The following is a 16,544-nucleotide window of genomic DNA, read 5'->3' on the forward strand; positions in this document are numbered from 1 at the left end:
AAATGCCAACCAACCATACAATCTTGCGCAATCTGCACAAAGAGGCAGATAAAAAAATGCTATATAATTAGGAATAACTATAAATATGAACAAGAAGCGTCTGTTTACTAAGTCACTGGTTGCTGTTGCAATCACGATGGCTTCACAACAAGCAATGGCAGCTGGTTTCCAGCTAAACGCACAATCAGCAACTGGCCTTGGCCGTGCATTTGCCGGTGATGCTGTTATCGCCGATAACGCATCTGCAATGTCTCGTAATGCTGCGGCTATGTCTCTATTTGATGCGCCTGCTATTTCTTTGGGTATCAATGCCGTTGACACGGATATCGAAGTTAAAAATATCACTTACGCAGGTCCATCTACTGGTGGAGCTCCGCAAGATCTAAACTCCCAGTCTGTGGGTGATGTGTCCCCAGTACCTAACATCTATTACATCCACCCAATCAATGAGCAGTGGACAGTCGGTGGTGGTATCTATTCGAATTTTGGTACCAAAACGGAATTCAACGATGACTTTGCCGCCAACGAATACGGCGGCCTGACCGATGTTAAGAGCATCAACTTCGCGCTTGCAGCTTCTTACCGCATCAATGAGCAGTGGAGTGTCGGTGGTGGCCTGGACATCATCTACGGTTCAGGTGAGCTAAAACGTTCAAATAAATTTATCGAAGGTGGCCTACAAGCAGGTACTGGTGTTGAAGGCCCACTACTTGACGTAGACGCTGATGGTGTTGGCTTTGGCTGGAACATCGGTACCGTTTATGAGCTAAACGAAAACCACCGCTTTGGTCTTTCTTACCGTTACAGCCCTGAGCTAGACGTTGACGGTGATATGCACTTCCAAACGGGTGGCGGCGATATCAGCAACCAAGACCTTGCTATCCCTCTTCCGGATATGGCAGAGTTCTCTGGTTACCACCGTTTGAACCAGCAATTTGCGGTTCACTATAGTGTACAGTGGATCGGTTGGAGCGCATTTGACAAGCTGGAAACCTCTGGCGGCCAAGTGCTTAACGAATACGAATGGCAGGATGGCTGGCACTACGCGATTGGTGGTACTTACTACCTGAACAACGACTGGACTCTACGTGCTGGTTACATGCACGACACCAGCGCACAGGACAAGAGAACATCTATCTCTGTACCTGATTCAGACCGTAACTGGTTCTCGGGCGGTTTCACTTACCACCTAGACAGCAAGTCTAACATCGACTTTGGTTTGACTTACCTTGTAGGTAAGGATGTAACTGCGACAGAAGCTACTGTTGCTCCAGATGGCAGCCCAGTATCTGCTATCACAGCAACAACACGCGCAAACGCGTGGCTATACGGTGTTCAGTACAGCCGTTCGTTCTAATTCAGCGAACATAAGCGTTAAAGCTTAATAAAAGGAGCCGAATGGCTCCTTTTTTGTACCTAGCCTAACTAGCTGTTCTGCCGCTATCTGCTTCTTCCATCTACCAATGAAATCACAAACCTCGCCTAACTGAGCGCACACCCCGTCGCTGAAATATGCTTATTAATATACACCTGTACGCTGAACAGTCATCCGACCAGAATATATTGAACAAGCATTACCAGATCTAATTCTGATTTTTCGCACAAATACGATACTTTCATCCTATTGAATGATTGAGCTCAAGAATAACTTAAAGCTTTTACTCTAAGGCGTATGATTCGCTCCATTGAATTTCAGCGAACATATTAGACTGATGAACAAAAATAAAATTACTCTTTCGCTAGCAGCAGCGTTAACACTAGGCATTAGCACCAGCACCATGGCAGCAGGCTTCCAGCTTGCCGAATATTCTGCAACTGGCCTTGGCCGCGCGTTTGCCGGTGAAGCGGCGATGGCAGACAATGCCAGCGCCCAGTTCCGCAACCCAGCAATGATGACTTACCTTGAAGGAACTCAGGTTTCTGTAGGTGCAATCTATGTTGATCCAAACATTGACGTTGAAGGCGATGTCAGCCTACTTGGTCAAAAAGTGGCGACAACTAAAGCCAGTGATATTGCACACTCTGCGGTCATCCCTAACTTCTACATCTCACACCGAGTGAATGAACAATGGGCGGTTGGCCTTGCGCTAGCAACTAACTACGGCATGGAAACTGAACTTGGCGGCGATTTCTTGGGAACTATTTTTGGTAACCAAGCCAATATTATGTCAGTTGAAATCAACCCTAACGTTGCCTACAAGATTAACGATCAATTCAGTATTGGTGCGGGTGTTCGCTATGTAATGGGCGAAGGTCACTTTGGTGCTTCAATTCCTAACAATCTGCCACAAACAGGCATTGATGACGTTGATAACCTTATCGGTGCAGCCCAAGGCGCAGATCTTAAATACATGGAAGGTGATGATGCGGCATGGGGCTGGCAGCTTGGTGCGGCTTGGCAGATTAACGATGCTAACCGCATTGGCGTAAACTACCGCTCTGCCGTAGATCTTAAGCTAAAAGGCGAAGCTTCCGGTGCATACTATGACATCGCAACTGGATCAGCTTTTGGTAGCAAGTACGCTGGTAGCATGGCGCTCACCCTGCCAGCAACAGCAGAAATTGCCAGTTTTCACCAACTAACTGACAAACTTGCGATGCATGCTAGCTTTAACTGGACCGACTGGAGCAGCTTCGACAAACTTGAAGCCAATATCCCATCTATCAGTGCTACCCCAGATCTTATCAAAGAAGAAAACTGGGAAGACAACTACCGTATCGCCCTAGGTGCGACCTACCAGTACACCAACAAACTGGCAGTGCGTACTGGTGTGGCGTATGACACATCAGCTGTAGGAAGTGAGCACCGCACCCAGACCATTCCTGAAACCGATCGTCTATGGCTGAGCCTAGGTGCAGGTTACCAGTGGTCTGACGCGTTGAGCTTCGATGCTGGCTTTACTTACATCTTCGCTAAAGATGCATCTATGAATGAAAGTCTAGATGTTGATGGTACTCCTATCGCAAGCTTCTCAGGAGAAACCACCGGCAACGTCTGGCTAGCAGGTATTCAGGCTAACTACCGCTTCTAATATTGGCTATTGGCTATTGGCTATTGGCTATTGGCTATTGGCTAAAATATCAAAGAGTGCCCATGTGGCGCTCTTTTTTATATTTCAGCCCTTTCTCTCTCGACTTCTGCTGTTGCTCTTCCAAGAGCCTATGGCCCAGAACCTGCTTTTCCCGCCCTTTAAGCATGAATCACATTCATGTATCAAAAAATTCATTTCATTAGACGCCAGTAAAAACGCGGCATAAAATCGCAATCACTCTCAGGCATTCTTATTTACATCGATTATTCTCATGCTATTAACAACTCTCTACATCATCGGGATCACCGCGGAAGCCATGACTGGTGCATTGGCTGCTGGTAAGCGTCATATGGACTGGTTTGGTGTCATGCTCGTTGCCAGTGCCACGGCTATCGGTGGCGGTACGGTGCGTGATGTATTACTTGGCCATTACCCATTGGGCTGGGTAGCTAATCCGCAATACCTAGCGATCACTTGCCTTGCCGGGCTATTCACGACCATGGTTGCACCACAGGTGGTTCGCTTCCATAAGGTATTTGTGTTACTTGATTCGCTAGGCTTGATTGTCTTTAGCATTATCGGCTGTCGTGTGGCGATGGATATGGGCTTGTCACCATTAATCTGCCTCGTTGCTGCTGTCGTCACTGGCGTATTTGGTGGCCTGCTAAGAGATATGATCACCCGCCGCCCTCCACTGGTACTGCAAAAAGAGTTTTACGCATCAGTGGCCTTCATCGCAGGTGCCATGTATTACGGTTTGCTTTACTTGGGTGTGGAGGAGACGATTGTCACTATCAGTACATTAGTGGTGGGTTTCAGTATTCGAGTTGCCGCGGTACAGTTTGGCTGGAGCTTACCCGTCTTTCGATTGGAAGAGATTGAGCCTGCCGCAGAGAAGCTAGAAGCACCAAAAAGTTAATTCAAAGTGATACCAACCTACATAAACATTTGATCAGTCTTGCAGGTTAAAATCGCTGTTCTCTGTGGAACACAAAAAAGCGAGGACATGTCCTCGCTTTTTTGCATCTGGAGCAATTAAATCTTTGGCGTCTCTGTTAGCACATCGGCATTCTGGCCACGATGACGCAACAGATGATCCATCAGGGTGATAGCCAGCATCGCCTCAGCAATCGGTACCGCACGGATCCCCACGCATGGGTCATGGCGACCTTTAGTGATCACCTCAGCAGTCTCACCTTGGCTGGTAATCGTCTCACCCGGTACCGTAATACTTGAGGTAGGCTTCAGCGCAATATGAGCCACAATATCTTGGCCTGAAGAGATCCCGCCAAGAATACCGCCAGCATGGTTGGACTTAAAGCCTTCAGGCGTCATGGCATCACGGTGCTCACTACCACGCTGCTCGACAACCTCAAAGCCGTCGCCAATTTCCACACCTTTTACGGCGTTGATGCTCATCAGTGAGTGGGCAATATCCGCATCAAGACGGTCAAATACCGGCTCACCTAGGCCAACCGGCACATTGTTCGCAACGACGGTCAGCTTGGCACCGATAGAGTCACCGTCTTTCTTCAGCTTACGGATCAGTTCGTCGAACGCGTCAACTTTATCCGCATCCGGGCAGAAAAAGGCGTTCTGCTCTACTTGCTCCCAGTCGACCTTGTCAATTTTGACATCGCCCATTTGCGATAGGTAAGCACGCACTTCAATACCATGCACCTGCTTAAGGTATTTCTTAGCAACGGCACCGGCAGCAACACGCATCGCGGTTTCACGGGCAGACGATCGGCCACCACCACGGTAATCACGGATACCGTATTTCTGGTGATAGGTGTAATCGGCATGGCCAGGGCGGAACAAATCTTTAATGTTCGAGTAGTCCTTAGAGCGCTGATCAGTGTTTTCAATCAGCAGGCCGATCGACGTACCTGTTGTCTGGCCTTCGAACACGCCAGAGAGAATTTTGACTTCATCAGGCTCACGGCGCTGAGTGGTATATTTTGAGGTACCCGGACGACGACGGTCCAAGTCATGTTGCATATCCGCTTCAGTCAGTTCGAGTCCCGGAGGGCAGCCGTCAATAATGCAGCCCAGCGCCAAACCATGACTTTCACCGAAAGTGGTGACGCGAAATTGTTGTCCAATAGTATTGCCTGCCATTACTTCCTCTGTGAATTCGTACCGCTTTTCGCCCCGCAGGACGTGTAACCGACATTGTTGGCAAGGCCGGCCAAGTGATAACTCGGTTATCAAGTGTTTTCGTCAATGAGTACAATATTGCAAATTCGTTGGCGTGATTGCAAGCGCGAATATGGCAGAAATTATTCCACCGCTGAAATACAAAAAAAGCGGACAACCTATGTCCGCTTTTTTGATACCCATTCAGGCTAGTAAAGTGTTATTCACTCTTCGGCGATTTCCACTTTTGGATTTTGCTTGAACCGCCACTGCTGTTGCGAGAGCCTGAACTGTTACGAGAGCCTGAGGCTTCGTCATCACGCTGGTTGCGGCGGTGGCCTGGCTGTACGCCACGCCCCGGACGTGGGCTTCTGCGCTCATCCTGACGGTCCTGACCGTTATTCTGGCCTTGGCTGCGACCTTGACCACCGCGGCGATCATCACGGCGGTCACCACGATCACTGCGCTCACCACTATGGCGACGGCGATTCGGCTCTCCCTTACCTTGGTAAGTCTTATACTTGATCTTACCTTCGCCTTCTTGCTGACGGCTATCAAACAGCTTGGCATCCGTCGCTTTCTTGATGTTCTTGCCTTCACCATCCACTTTAGACGCTTCTTCGGTCTTGCTCGAATCGGCTATCAGACTGTTGATCTCGCCAATTTCCGCATCAGTCAGATAACGCCACTTACCGTTTGGCAAACCATCAATGCTGATGTTCATAATACGCACACGGCGCAACTTGAATACATCGTAACCCAACGCTTCACACATACGGCGGATCTGACGGTTCAGGCCCTGCGTTAGTACAATGCGGAATGAGTAGTTGGTTTCCTTGGTGACCTTACACGGCAAGGTCACGGTGTCGAGAATTTCGACCCCAGAAGCCATTTTATCAATAAATTCTTGGGTAATTAGCTTATCGACACGCACTACATATTCTTTTTCGTGTGAGTTACCGGCACGCAGAATTTTGTTTACGATATCACCGTCATTGGTCAGGAAGATCAAACCATCAGAAGGCTTATCCAAACGACCAATTGGGAAAATACGCTTACGGTGACCGATAAAGTCAACAATGTTATCCGGAATATGGCGCTCAGTCGTACAGGTAATACCTGCAGGCTTATTCAACGCGATATAAATAGGTGCTTCCTTCGCGCGCAGCGGCTTGTCGTCAACCAGGACATCATCGCCAGGCATGACTTTAACGCCCATCTCTGGCTCTTGACCGTTAACCGTCACCCTTCCTTGATCTATAAGCTTGTCCGCCTCCCGGCGTGAGCAATAGCCTGTATCACTGATAAATTTGTTAAGTCGCACTGCTTGGCTCTGCTCGCCGTTTGCAGCACCCTTGTTAGGCTGATTTTGAGACATAGTTTTCTTCTATACTGTGCGTTTCACAACGCGATCAAGGTTGCGCCAAATACTATTTGGCCATCATTGCCTTAATTCTATCAACACCGATGAAAAGAGGGAAAGAAAACCTTGAGAGAGGATGCCATTGGGCTAGAGATCAACGATATACAGGCGGAATAAAGAAAATGCCACCCATTGGTGGCATTTTCCGTCAGTTTACACGCTATGCTGCTCGTAGAGTGCAATGCGAGTCGTCACCTTTTTAAGGTAGTTTTTGGTCTCATCATAAGGCAAATCTTGCAGCAGTCTCTGGTACACCTCATCCGAGCTAAGTGTATTAATCACTTTTGCTGCTTTTCGAATATTGCGAGAGCCATCGGCATTGAACGCTTTGGCAACATTCCCTGCGCCGGTATTATATGCCGCTATCGTACAATACAAACGGCTCTGCGGATCCGTGATCGATTTTAGGTAGCTTTTATCCAAGATATTCAGATAGGCCGTGCCTGTTTCGACATTCACATCAGCAAGATAGAGTTCATCAGGCTGCATTGGTGCATTGATTTTACGGACTCGAGCATTGACATCATGTCCCGCGGTTGTCGGCACAATTTGCATCAAACCATAGGCTGGGATCGGCGATTTAGCCTTCGGATTAAAACTCGATTCAGAGTGCATAATTGCCATGACCAATGCCGCTGGGATCTCAAAGCGCTCACTTTCCTTTTCGGCGAAATCAACGTATTTGGCCGCCCGCTGACTTAAACCATTGGCAGGTAGCTGGATACGGTATTCAACCACCTTTTTCTTGGTCAGTACCGATGCCTTGGCTCTCGCCTCGCCATAGATTTTCTCGAGCTCCACCACGCGCTCCCGTGTTTGGGCAATGAGCTGCTCTTTTTTCTTGACCGTGATACTTTCAACCAGGTTAGCGCTGATTTCTTTGCTCTTGTTCAGCAACGCTTCCGACTCTTTATCAATCTCTTGAAGTTGTGCCCGTGACTGCTCAACAATCACTTTTTTGGCGGCGATTTCAACGTCTTTAGCAAAGCTTACTGACGCTTCAATCACCTCGCCAACAGGCAGCTCTTTCGAGACGCCAACCGCTTCTCGAAGCACGGTTTCCCCCGGAGACAGAGCCTTTTCAGCCGCTTGTTTCAACAGCTTTTTTGCCTGCTCTGGGCGAGTATCGCTGTCAACCAACAGAGCGACCGTTGCTTCATTTTTTTCAAAATCAATAATGGTTCGAGCGTCTTTGTCTTCGCTGTATTCAACGTTGACATGGCTTTGCGACACAATACCGTCACCCCACTTGGCGATGACCTGGGCGCGGTATTCATCAAACTCATTGAGGTACTCACTACGCCATGCTTGGTACTCAGCCATGTACTCAACTACAAACGCTTCAAACTCTGCATCGCGGGCCGATTGCGGTTGGTTCGCTTCGGCAACAGCGGCATCAAGTTCAGCAAATGGGTCGCTGCTAGCATGGCCAAGCGGGACAGATAGCAACAGCGCGCAATAGCACGCAAGTCGGGTTAACTTCATTTTTAGCCTTTTAGCCGTATTGGCGCTGCTTACTGAATCATTGAATCCAGAGCTTGCTGCAGGTTTTCTTCCGCTTTCTTATTGTTGAACTTATTCCACAAACCAGATTCTTTGTTGTTTGCCGCTTCAACAACCTGGACAACATTGCTGTCGTATGTCGCCTGATCCATACCCACTAAAGTAAATAGGCCACCAGCAGGGCTGCGCTGAGTAACAATCACACGGCTATTCGATAGTGAGCGTGATGTCATGGTTTTAGTCACCGACTCAAACTGCTCGTTCACATCTTCAGTCACAGCTTCACCGGTCGATTGCACCGTTGCAGACATCGCTTGCTTGAACATGGTATTCACATTTGATTCAAACTGCTCAGCCAAACCGCGACGCGCATCATTCACCGCGATAGTACGCATCACGCTCATGCCTGCTGCGCTTTTCTTAGCGTAACCAACACTGCCGATAACAATGCTGTCAGGCATGACATCGCACACCCACTTTGGCGCTTCATGCTGGACAGAATCAGGATAATAGCAGGTCAGCTCCTGAACATTATTACCGCCTGTTGACTGACAGCCGGCCAGAGCAAATACCAAGGCGCTAGATAGAAGTAACTTTTTCATTATTCATTACCCCTTGGTAAAAGATTCATAGATTTCCCAACATGCTTGCTGAAGCACCTCAGGCATATCATTACAGCCGCTGTCGTAGCGAGCTTCGACCAAATCACCACGTTGGATTTTCAGCGCATTTTCCGCATCAATGCCAACCCAAGAGTAGTTCGCTCTCAAGCCATAACGGTTATCTTCTGCAGCCACTTTACCGTCACCAACAGGGTAAGGCTCATCGTTGTTACTACCGTCAGCCTCTACCACTCGTTCATACGTCGTTATTTCAACCACCTGTTCTGGACGAATACCCAAGGTCGTTCCCATGTTAACGCGCACCATGGTACCGTACTCATCACACTGGCGTAGCTCTTCAACCACACCGCTTGGCGCTAGCTGGTTTTTCAGATCGTCATTACGGTTCACGGCGTTCTTTGCCGCTTCTTGCATAATGCGCTTATATTGGCCATTGGAGATAGGGCAATCTGAATCTGGGTAATCCTGCTCGAATGAGCTTACTTCCGCTGATTTCAGTTCGATACGCTTCACTACCTCCATGCTTGGTAGCTCAACGACCTTTACAATACCTTCTACTTTACCTGTAAAGGTACACTCGGCTGGGTAGTATTTCTCGTCACCATCATCGTTGGTTTTGTATTCTTCATCATCAAATGAATAGCTCAAGCTTGATGACGTTATCTCTGCCAATACGGCGTAATCAGCAATTGCGACACCTGATGTGTTGAAGCGGCCGCTTTCTTCTGCCAGCTGAATTTCTTGCTTAAGTTTGCCAGCCAAAGAGCGGTCGACCAGTTTAGCTCCAGAGTCATCCACCTGGCTCTCAAGGCGGTGCTGGAAAGCCGAAGACAACACTGATGGGTAATCAACACCACGGGCAACGTCAACCGGCAATACGATGGCTTTTTTGCCCTGAGAGGTTTTCACTTTAACGTCACTTTGCGGAATGTTAATCGCGGTGCTCGAGTGACAGACACCTTCTGGTGCTGGCGTGCTCATACACCCCGTTAGAACAGTGGTGATACTCGCTGCTAATAGTAATTTTTTAGACATGAACCTAATTATCCATTTATTGTAATAGAGTTAAATTAGCCCTAAAAAGTGCCATATTCCTTGGTCACTTATTTGGGCAGAAAAGTGGCGGGATGTACTCTCTTTCGAACGGGTAAAATTCGAAATAGAGTTCCCGGTTGCAATCACTTCACGACTTGCGATGGTTTTACCATTTTTATTTTGCAGGGCGATTTTGGCGATAACCGTAGAAATATATGCATCTCCAACCTTGCTTTGACGCCAGTCTGTGGTCAGCGATATTTGGTGGGTCGCACCATTATTCTGTTGCGGGCCGCTAGTGACAGAAATTTGTTTCTCTGATAGATGATTTTTAATAAATTCACTCATCCATGCATCACGGTTTTCAGCTTTAACACTAAATAGCAATTGACTCTTTGTTTTATTAGTTTGGCGTTCAAGTTCTATTACACTGTCCATGGGTACACCATGGTCATTGCCATTACTTGCGGCAAGTAACATCGCCCTGCGAGTCAGCATGTTCTGTTTTACATTTTTTGTATCACGATTATCCAACCACCAAATTAATGGGTCGGAGTGCTTAAAACTCAGTAATTGTGTTTTTGAACTCTCATCAATAGTTACCAACTCTTGATTGAGCTGATGAATAATATTTTCGCGAGATATCTTTGCTTCCACATAATAAACACCATCACTATTTTCGCTACGACTATATTGAACACCAGCTAAAACAAGCGGCGCTGTTTTTACATTCACATTTGAATCACTTTGGGTCAGATAATCTTCGCTACCATTCACATCGCGTACAATTTGACGCAAGGATCCTGACGATTCAACCTGAATCCATAGCTTTTTATTAATATTATCCATCGCCAAATTTTTGGCGTTACGAAGTGTTCCACCATGGCCAACAGCATAATATGATATGTTGGTATCAGGTGTTTGATGCAACACCCATTCTGGTGTTTGAGTTGATTGACAGCCAGCGAGTAGTAAACCACCCACTAATGCTAACAGAGTTTTCATCTTCATTGTTTTAATGCTCATTAGTTAAAAAATGCTGTAAATTCAAACCGTGTGAGCATCGCTTCCACCATCAGATCAGCAGGAAGCTCAGAGATTGCATAGAAGTTTGGCGCAGCAGCACGCAACGCAGTTAAGTCACTGAATAATAACTCACCTCCGCTATTTAACTTGTGGTTTATCGCTTGAAGTCGCTGAGATGCGCTTTCCCCCATCAAGCCATAATCCACAACACCAAGTCCTAGGTTGTAAAACATGGCATTACGGCCAAGAGAATAAGACTCGGCGTAATAATCAAGGTTACCGTTGTCAGTAAAATAGTTTTCGAGGTCATTGTTCAATGCTGATATTGGCGTATCAAGCAAGGTTAACTCGGTAAAAGGAACGGTCATTGCAAAGTGGTCTTTCAACGCTGTGACGCTATACCCGGCAACCCTGTTCTGCTTTATTGCTATGGTTAATAAATACTTCTCTTCACCATAATAAAAAAAAGTAATGTCTGGGTTTAATTTGGATTTTTTTGACGCTTGAGCGACACCCATTAATTCTTCAATATAACCTTCAGTTTGACCCACTTTAATTTTTGAAAGTTGTTCATATTCGATTTCATTTGTCCAATTCGTAATGATGGACTCATAAATCATTTCAACAGCATCTTTAGTATCATTCCATTGCCCTAGAGAAAGCATAATGGCGACAACAGCCAAAGAAATACTATGCATTTTTATCCAAAAATTAGATTTTGAATTTAAAACAGATTCGTCGTTTTGCATAAGTTTTTATTTAATTGATGAATAAAGGCTCACTACTGATAATTTCCAGCAGAATTAAATTCAACAAAACATACTATTAACCAAGCAAAAATCATTCAACATAGCAAGCATCTAACTGCTTGCAAAACACGCAAATCAACCTTAACTGATCACCAAACGATCACTTTTATAAAATTAATATTAATCCCAAAATAAAGACTGCTTAATATTCACCTCAATAGTTCATTGCTATTTAAATAATAAAACAACCTTTTTTATTACCCCTTATTCCCTAAAGGAATTTTTTTGTTATTAAAAACGGCCAATTCATATTCGGTATAAGCCCAACTATGCACATTGTTATCATCTAGCTTCGCCCCTCCCATGCGAATAACTATTCACAAAAAGTAAAACAAATAAAAAAGCCGCCCTAAGAGGGCGGCTTGTTTGGCAAAGGATGTTATTGCTCACGGCATCAACCGCTATTTCGAATCCGTTACAGACGTATCACCATAGGCTAGTTGGTCTGAGTGCTCTTGATGAAGTGCTTTCTCCAACTGCTCAGCCACATAGCCCGGCGACTTGGTATTGGCGGCCATCAGGCGGTACATTGCCGGAATGACAATCAGGGTAACAAAAGTCGCGAACGCCATACCGAAGAACACCACAACACCCACCGCAATACGCCCTTCCGAGCCAGCACCAGTTGAAAGGATCAACGGAACCGAACCGAACAGGGTGGTAAATGCGGTCATTAGAATTGGTCGCAAGCGACGCTCAGAGGCATCAATGATCGCCTTCTCGAACGGTACACCTTTATCACGAAGCTGGTTGGCAAACTCGACAATCAAGATACCGTTCTTGGTCACCATACCTATCAGCATGATCATACCGATCTGACTGAAGATATTGAGGCTCTGATCCATGATCATCAACCCGGCTAATCCACCGAAAATCCCCATTGGTACTGTTAGCATTACAACCATCGGGTTAATAAAGCTTTCAAACTGCGCTGCCAGCACCAGATAAGCAACTAACAGTGCCAAACCAAACACCATAAGGATACTGCTCTGGTTTTCACGGAAATCTTTCGACTCACCAGCATAATCAATAACGATATCGCTAGGGAGCATCGATAAAGCTTGCTCATCCAAGAAATCCAGTGCCTGACCCAAGGTGTAGCCTGGAACCAAATTCGCTTTTAGGGTGATCGACTTCTGCTTCTGGTTGTGGCTTAGCCGCTGTGCCGAGGCGACCTCTTCCACTTCCGCCAACGACTCCAATGTAATCAATTGACCAGTACGGGTACGGACATAGATCTGACTCAAATCCGAGGCGTTATTAAAACTGTTTTCATCACCGCGCAAATACACATCGTATTCTTCACCGCGGTCAATGAACGTCGTTTCACTGCGGCCACCCAGCATAACTTCCAAGGTCTCGGCGATATCATTGACCGGGATCCCCAGTTCAGCTGCACGCTCGCGGTTAACCGATACCACCAATTCAGGTGTAGTTTCAGCGTAATCGAGATCGGCACCTTCCATCATCGGGTTATCTTCGGCAAGGTCTTTCAACTTACTTGCCCATTGGAACAACTCGCTATAATCCGCACCGTTAAGCACGAACTGGATAGGCTCGGACGATCCACCACGGAAGCCCGGCATAAACGGCCACACGCGTACATCCGGGATCCCGTTCAGCGATTTACGCACCATGTCCAACGCATCTGTTGCCGAAACATCGCGATCTTCCCAGTTCTCGAGCTGCATGATCACAAAGCCAGTCTGGTCACCGGCACGGCCGCCAAACGCAGGGGTCTGGATAGAGACTGATTTAATGACTCCTTGACCGACCATCGGCAACAAACGGTCTTCCACTTCTTCGATGTTACCGACCATACGGTTGTAGCTGGTCCCTTCAGCACCTTTTACGAAGGCAAAAATAACGCCACGGTCTTCCTGCGGGGCTAGCTGTGAAGGCACCGTTTTCATCAGTACAGCGCTCAGAACAACGAAGGCCAATACGATAAATGGTGCGCCATAGCGGTAACGCACCGACGCCGTCACGATCTTGCGGTAGCTGGCTTCCAAACGGCCAAACATACGGTCAACCCAAAGATTGAATTTGCTCGGCTTCACATTGGCTTTCAGTAGCTTACTGCCCAGTACCGGGCTCAAGGTCAATGCGACAATCGACGAGAAAATGACTGCCATTGCCAACAGTACCGCGAACTCGGTGAACAATGGCCCAACCATACCGTCCATAAAGGAGATCGGCAGAAACACCATGACCAATACAACCGTGGTCGCAACAACCGCAAAGCCAACTTCACGGGTACCTTTATAAGCGGCCAGTAGTGGCGGCTCACCGCGCTCAATGTGGTGGTAGATGTTTTCCACCACCACGATGGCATCATCCACCACCAGACCGATGGCCAATATCAATGCCATCAAGGTCAACAGGTTAATAGAGAAACCTAAGAAATAAGCCACCATAAAGGCAGAAATCAACGATACCGGAACAGTCACCGCCGGGATCAAGGTTGCACGTGCCTGACCGATAAATATGTAAAGTACCAATACCACCAGCAAGCCGGTAACAAACAAGGTGCTATAGACTTCCTGAATCGAGCGGTCGATAAAGATCGTCGAGTCATAGTCAACATACAACTCAGTGCCTTCAGGCAAGAAGCGCTGCATTCGCTCAACTTCTTCGTATACGGCTTTAGAGACATTCAGCGGGTTGGCGTCGGTCATGGTCACCATGCCAAGGCTCAGGTTTGAGATCCCGTTGTTTTTAAAAGTGGCATTTTCGTTCTGCGCACCAATCCCGACTTGAGCGACATCTTTGAGGTAAATTGGCGAACCATCTTCGGCGGTGCGCACAACGAGATAATCGAAGTCTGACGCATCTTGGTACAAGCGCGCGGTACGTACCGACATCGTCGTGGTGTCATTACGCACTTCACCGCCCGGCAATTCAACGTTTTCCAACTTCAGCGCATTAACGATGTCACTGGTGGTCACACCACGCCCAGCCATTTGATCAGGCATCAACTTGACGTACATGACACGATACAAAGCACCGCTGAGGTTGACGGAGCTGACACCGTTGATCAGACTGAATCGGTCCATCAGAACACGCTCGGCATAATCGGTCAGCTGCGTACGATCCATCACACTTGAAGTAAGATTGATATACACCGCAGGCTCACCCGAGCCGTTATCCTTCGATACCACGGGATCATCGGCTTCATCAGGCAGACGGCGCTGAGCACGCGATACGGCATCACGTACATCACTGACACCTTCGGTTAGATCCCAGCCTAGTTCAAATTCAATGGTGATTCGCGACGAACCATTACGAGTGGTAGAGGTAATACTCTCGATCCCACTGATCCCCGAAAGCTGATCTTCGAGTATCGTGGTGATCCGGCTTTCCATAATGGTGGCAGAGGCCCCCGAGTAGCTCGTCGACACCGTCACTACTGGGTTTTCAACATCCGGCATTTCTCGTACCGACAGCTTGGAAAAGGACACCAAGCCAAACACCACCAACAGCAAGCTGAGAACGATAGCGACAACCGGACGCTTTACCGATACATCAGATAACCACATTAAGCATCATCTCCAGTTGGGACTTGTTGTTTCGGCGCACCATTGGTTTGCTGCGCCATAATGTCATTAACCTGTACACCGTCACGCATATTGACCAGTCCCTGGACGACAATGCGATCACCAATACCGATCCCTGACTCGATAACCACTTCATTTTCCACCCGAACACCAAGCTGTACTTCAGTGCGGTGAGCTTTACCGGCTTCATCAACCAGGTAAACAAAACGCTTGGTACCGGAGTATTCCAGAGCCTGCACCGGGATCACGGCAGCATCTTGCGGGGCAAAACCAATATTGGCCGCCATCAGCATTCCCGGCTTGAGCAAGCCGTCTTGGTTATCAAACACCACACGAACGCGAATATTGAGAGAATCGGCCTGAACACGCGAATCAATGGCTTTGATTTCACCGCTAAAAGTTGTACCCAACCATGCCTGACTGGTCGCTTCGACGGTCATCCCTTCGCGCAAGAATGACAGGTATTGTTCTGGCACCTGGATATCCAAACGCATCAGCGACAAGTCATCTAGCGAGAACAGCTCGCTGCCAACAGTCAGCATGTGCCCTTCGCTAAAATCGACCAAACCCACCGTACCGCTAAAGGGTGCGCGGATAGCATGGTCATCCAAATCTGCTTTTGCCGCCTGCAATCGGGCATCAGCGATACTGACACTCGCAAGCTGGGCATCCAATTCGGTTTGAGTGATCGCCCCACGGCTCACCAGCGTTTGATATTCGTTGTACTTTCTTTTTTCATCATTTAGGTACGCTTGGGCTTCTGCATAAGCGGCTTTCGGCTTGGCATCATCAAGCTGCACCAACAGATCACCTTTCTCGGCCTTGCTATTTACCCCAATCGCAATTTGCTCGACACGGGCAGCAACTTGAGTAGCAACATTAACGGAACGCTGCGCTTCGAGCTTACCAACCAATGACAGAGACTGTGCAACAGGATGGGCGCTAACTTCACCAAGCGTCACAGGGATCTCTCGCGCCGAGCGCGCAGCGGGCTGTTCAGCTGCCATAGATTGACTCTGGAAGTAAAAATATCCGCTACCTGTTAACGCGGCAGTCACCAGTGCCGCAACAAGGACCTTTTTCATTATGGAATCCATTTATTTTAAACTGCAGGCATGATATCTGAACCAACCCTTAAGCGGGGTAAAGAAGTGTAAAGAAAAGCAATGTCACATTTACCTAAGGGGGGAAATTGTTGCTAAAAACGTCGATAACGCCAGCTCAATCAACAATATGATGAAAATAGCAGCAAGCAGTCAAAAATAGTAAGGAAAAGGGTTTACAGTTCATCTCGGTTTGCTAATATGCGCTCCGCACTTGTGGAGGGGTTCCCGAGTGGCCAAAGGGATCAGACTGTAAATCTGACGGCTCTGCCTTCGATGGTTCGAATCCATCTC

General features: G+C 47.5%; 12 protein-coding genes. 3 read left to right on the forward strand and 9 right to left on the reverse strand.

The genetic code is table 11. From position 1 onward, the window contains the following. Nucleotides 1-85 precede the first annotated feature (85 nt). The 3 genes from ACVA58_RS03065 to ACVA58_RS03075 all read left to right on the forward strand — a co-directional run bounded on the left by ACVA58_RS03065 (nt 86) and on the right by ACVA58_RS03075 (nt 3,951). Entirely contained in the window at nt 86-1,357 is a 1,272-nt protein-coding gene (locus ACVA58_RS03065; protein WP_446508963.1) for an outer membrane protein transport protein, read from the forward strand. Nucleotides 1,358-1,712: 355 nt separating this feature from the next. Further along, the gene (locus ACVA58_RS03070; protein ID WP_446508964.1) at nt 1,713-3,032 is read left to right on the forward strand and encodes an outer membrane protein transport protein; all 1,320 of its coding nucleotides are present in this window, start codon (nt 1,713-1,715) and stop codon (nt 3,030-3,032) included. Nucleotides 3,033-3,303: 271 nt separating this feature from the next. Next, nucleotides 3,304-3,951 carry a trimeric intracellular cation channel family protein gene (locus ACVA58_RS03075; protein WP_446508965.1) on the forward strand — a complete coding sequence of 216 codons (648 nt, stop codon included), beginning with the start codon at nt 3,304-3,306 and terminating at the stop codon, nt 3,949-3,951. 116 nt (nt 3,952-4,067) lie between these two features. Here the strand turns inward: ACVA58_RS03075 and aroC are convergent, their stop codons facing one another. The 9 genes from aroC to ACVA58_RS03120 all read right to left on the reverse strand — a co-directional run bounded on the left by aroC (nt 4,068) and on the right by ACVA58_RS03120 (nt 16,232). Beyond that, nucleotides 4,068-5,153, reverse strand: coding sequence for a chorismate synthase (aroC, locus tag ACVA58_RS03080; RefSeq protein ID WP_446506366.1), 1,086 nt, complete (start codon nt 5,151-5,153; stop codon nt 4,068-4,070). A gap of 238 nt (nt 5,154-5,391) precedes the next feature. Continuing rightward, complete coding sequence (gene rluF / locus ACVA58_RS03085) at nt 5,392-6,549, reverse strand: 23S rRNA pseudouridine(2604) synthase RluF (protein ID WP_446508966.1); 1,158 nt, start codon at nt 6,547-6,549, stop codon at nt 5,392-5,394. Nucleotides 6,550-6,747: 198 nt separating this feature from the next. Beyond that, nucleotides 6,748-8,079, reverse strand: a complete 1,332-nt coding sequence (locus ACVA58_RS03090; protein ID WP_446508967.1) for a transglycosylase SLT domain-containing protein — start codon at nt 8,077-8,079, stop codon at nt 6,748-6,750. 29 nt (nt 8,080-8,108) lie between these two features. Next, complete coding sequence (locus ACVA58_RS03095; protein ID WP_446508968.1) at nt 8,109-8,699, reverse strand: hypothetical protein; 591 nt, start codon at nt 8,697-8,699, stop codon at nt 8,109-8,111. 6 nt (nt 8,700-8,705) lie between these two features. After that, on the reverse strand, nt 8,706-9,755 hold the full coding sequence (locus tag ACVA58_RS03100) for a hypothetical protein (protein WP_446508969.1): 1,050 nt from the start codon (nt 9,753-9,755) through the stop codon (nt 8,706-8,708). Between the two features lie 30 nt (nt 9,756-9,785). Then, complete coding sequence (locus ACVA58_RS03105) at nt 9,786-10,766, reverse strand: hypothetical protein (protein WP_446508970.1); 981 nt, start codon at nt 10,764-10,766, stop codon at nt 9,786-9,788. Nucleotides 10,767-10,780: 14 nt separating this feature from the next. Continuing rightward, a complete protein-coding gene (locus tag ACVA58_RS03110; RefSeq protein ID WP_446508971.1) occupies nt 10,781-11,530 on the reverse strand; it encodes an ETEC_3214 domain-containing protein in 750 nt (249 codons plus the stop codon). Between the two features lie 461 nt (nt 11,531-11,991). Beyond that, nucleotides 11,992-15,129, reverse strand: coding sequence for a multidrug efflux RND transporter permease subunit (locus ACVA58_RS03115; protein ID WP_446508972.1), 3,138 nt, complete (start codon nt 15,127-15,129; stop codon nt 11,992-11,994). Next, nucleotides 15,129-16,232, reverse strand: a complete 1,104-nt coding sequence (locus tag ACVA58_RS03120) for an efflux RND transporter periplasmic adaptor subunit (RefSeq protein WP_446508973.1) — start codon at nt 16,230-16,232, stop codon at nt 15,129-15,131. Before ACVA58_RS03120 ends, ACVA58_RS03115 begins: the two co-directional genes overlap by 1 nt. Nucleotides 16,233-16,544 lie beyond the last annotated feature (312 nt).

Source organism: Photobacterium sp. DNB22_13_2, from assembly GCF_052873915.1.

What these genes read in the sequence shown, in the direction of transcription:
- ACVA58_RS03065 (WP_446508963.1), top strand. Translation starts at nt 86, where the DNA reads ATGAACAAGAAGCGTCTGTTTACTAAGTCACTGGTTGCTGTTGCAATC.
- ACVA58_RS03070 (WP_446508964.1), top strand. Translation starts at nt 1,713, where the DNA reads ATGAACAAAAATAAAATTACTCTTTCGCTAGCAGCAGCGTTAACACTA.
- ACVA58_RS03075 (WP_446508965.1), top strand. Translation starts at nt 3,304, where the DNA reads ATGCTATTAACAACTCTCTACATCATCGGGATCACCGCGGAAGCCATG.
- aroC (WP_446506366.1), bottom strand. Translation starts at nt 5,153, where the DNA reads ATGGCAGGCAATACTATTGGACAACAATTTCGCGTCACCACTTTCGGT.
- rluF (WP_446508966.1), bottom strand. Translation starts at nt 6,549, where the DNA reads ATGTCTCAAAATCAGCCTAACAAGGGTGCTGCAAACGGCGAGCAGAGC.
- ACVA58_RS03090 (WP_446508967.1), bottom strand. Translation starts at nt 8,079, where the DNA reads ATGAAGTTAACCCGACTTGCGTGCTATTGCGCGCTGTTGCTATCTGTC.
- ACVA58_RS03095 (WP_446508968.1), bottom strand. Translation starts at nt 8,699, where the DNA reads ATGAAAAAGTTACTTCTATCTAGCGCCTTGGTATTTGCTCTGGCCGGC.
- ACVA58_RS03100 (WP_446508969.1), bottom strand. Translation starts at nt 9,755, where the DNA reads ATGTCTAAAAAATTACTATTAGCAGCGAGTATCACCACTGTTCTAACG.
- ACVA58_RS03105 (WP_446508970.1), bottom strand. Translation starts at nt 10,766, where the DNA reads ATGAAGATGAAAACTCTGTTAGCATTAGTGGGTGGTTTACTACTCGCT.
- ACVA58_RS03110 (WP_446508971.1), bottom strand. Translation starts at nt 11,530, where the DNA reads ATGCAAAACGACGAATCTGTTTTAAATTCAAAATCTAATTTTTGGATA.
- ACVA58_RS03115 (WP_446508972.1), bottom strand. Translation starts at nt 15,129, where the DNA reads ATGTGGTTATCTGATGTATCGGTAAAGCGTCCGGTTGTCGCTATCGTT.
- ACVA58_RS03120 (WP_446508973.1), bottom strand. Translation starts at nt 16,232, where the DNA reads ATGAAAAAGGTCCTTGTTGCGGCACTGGTGACTGCCGCGTTAACAGGT.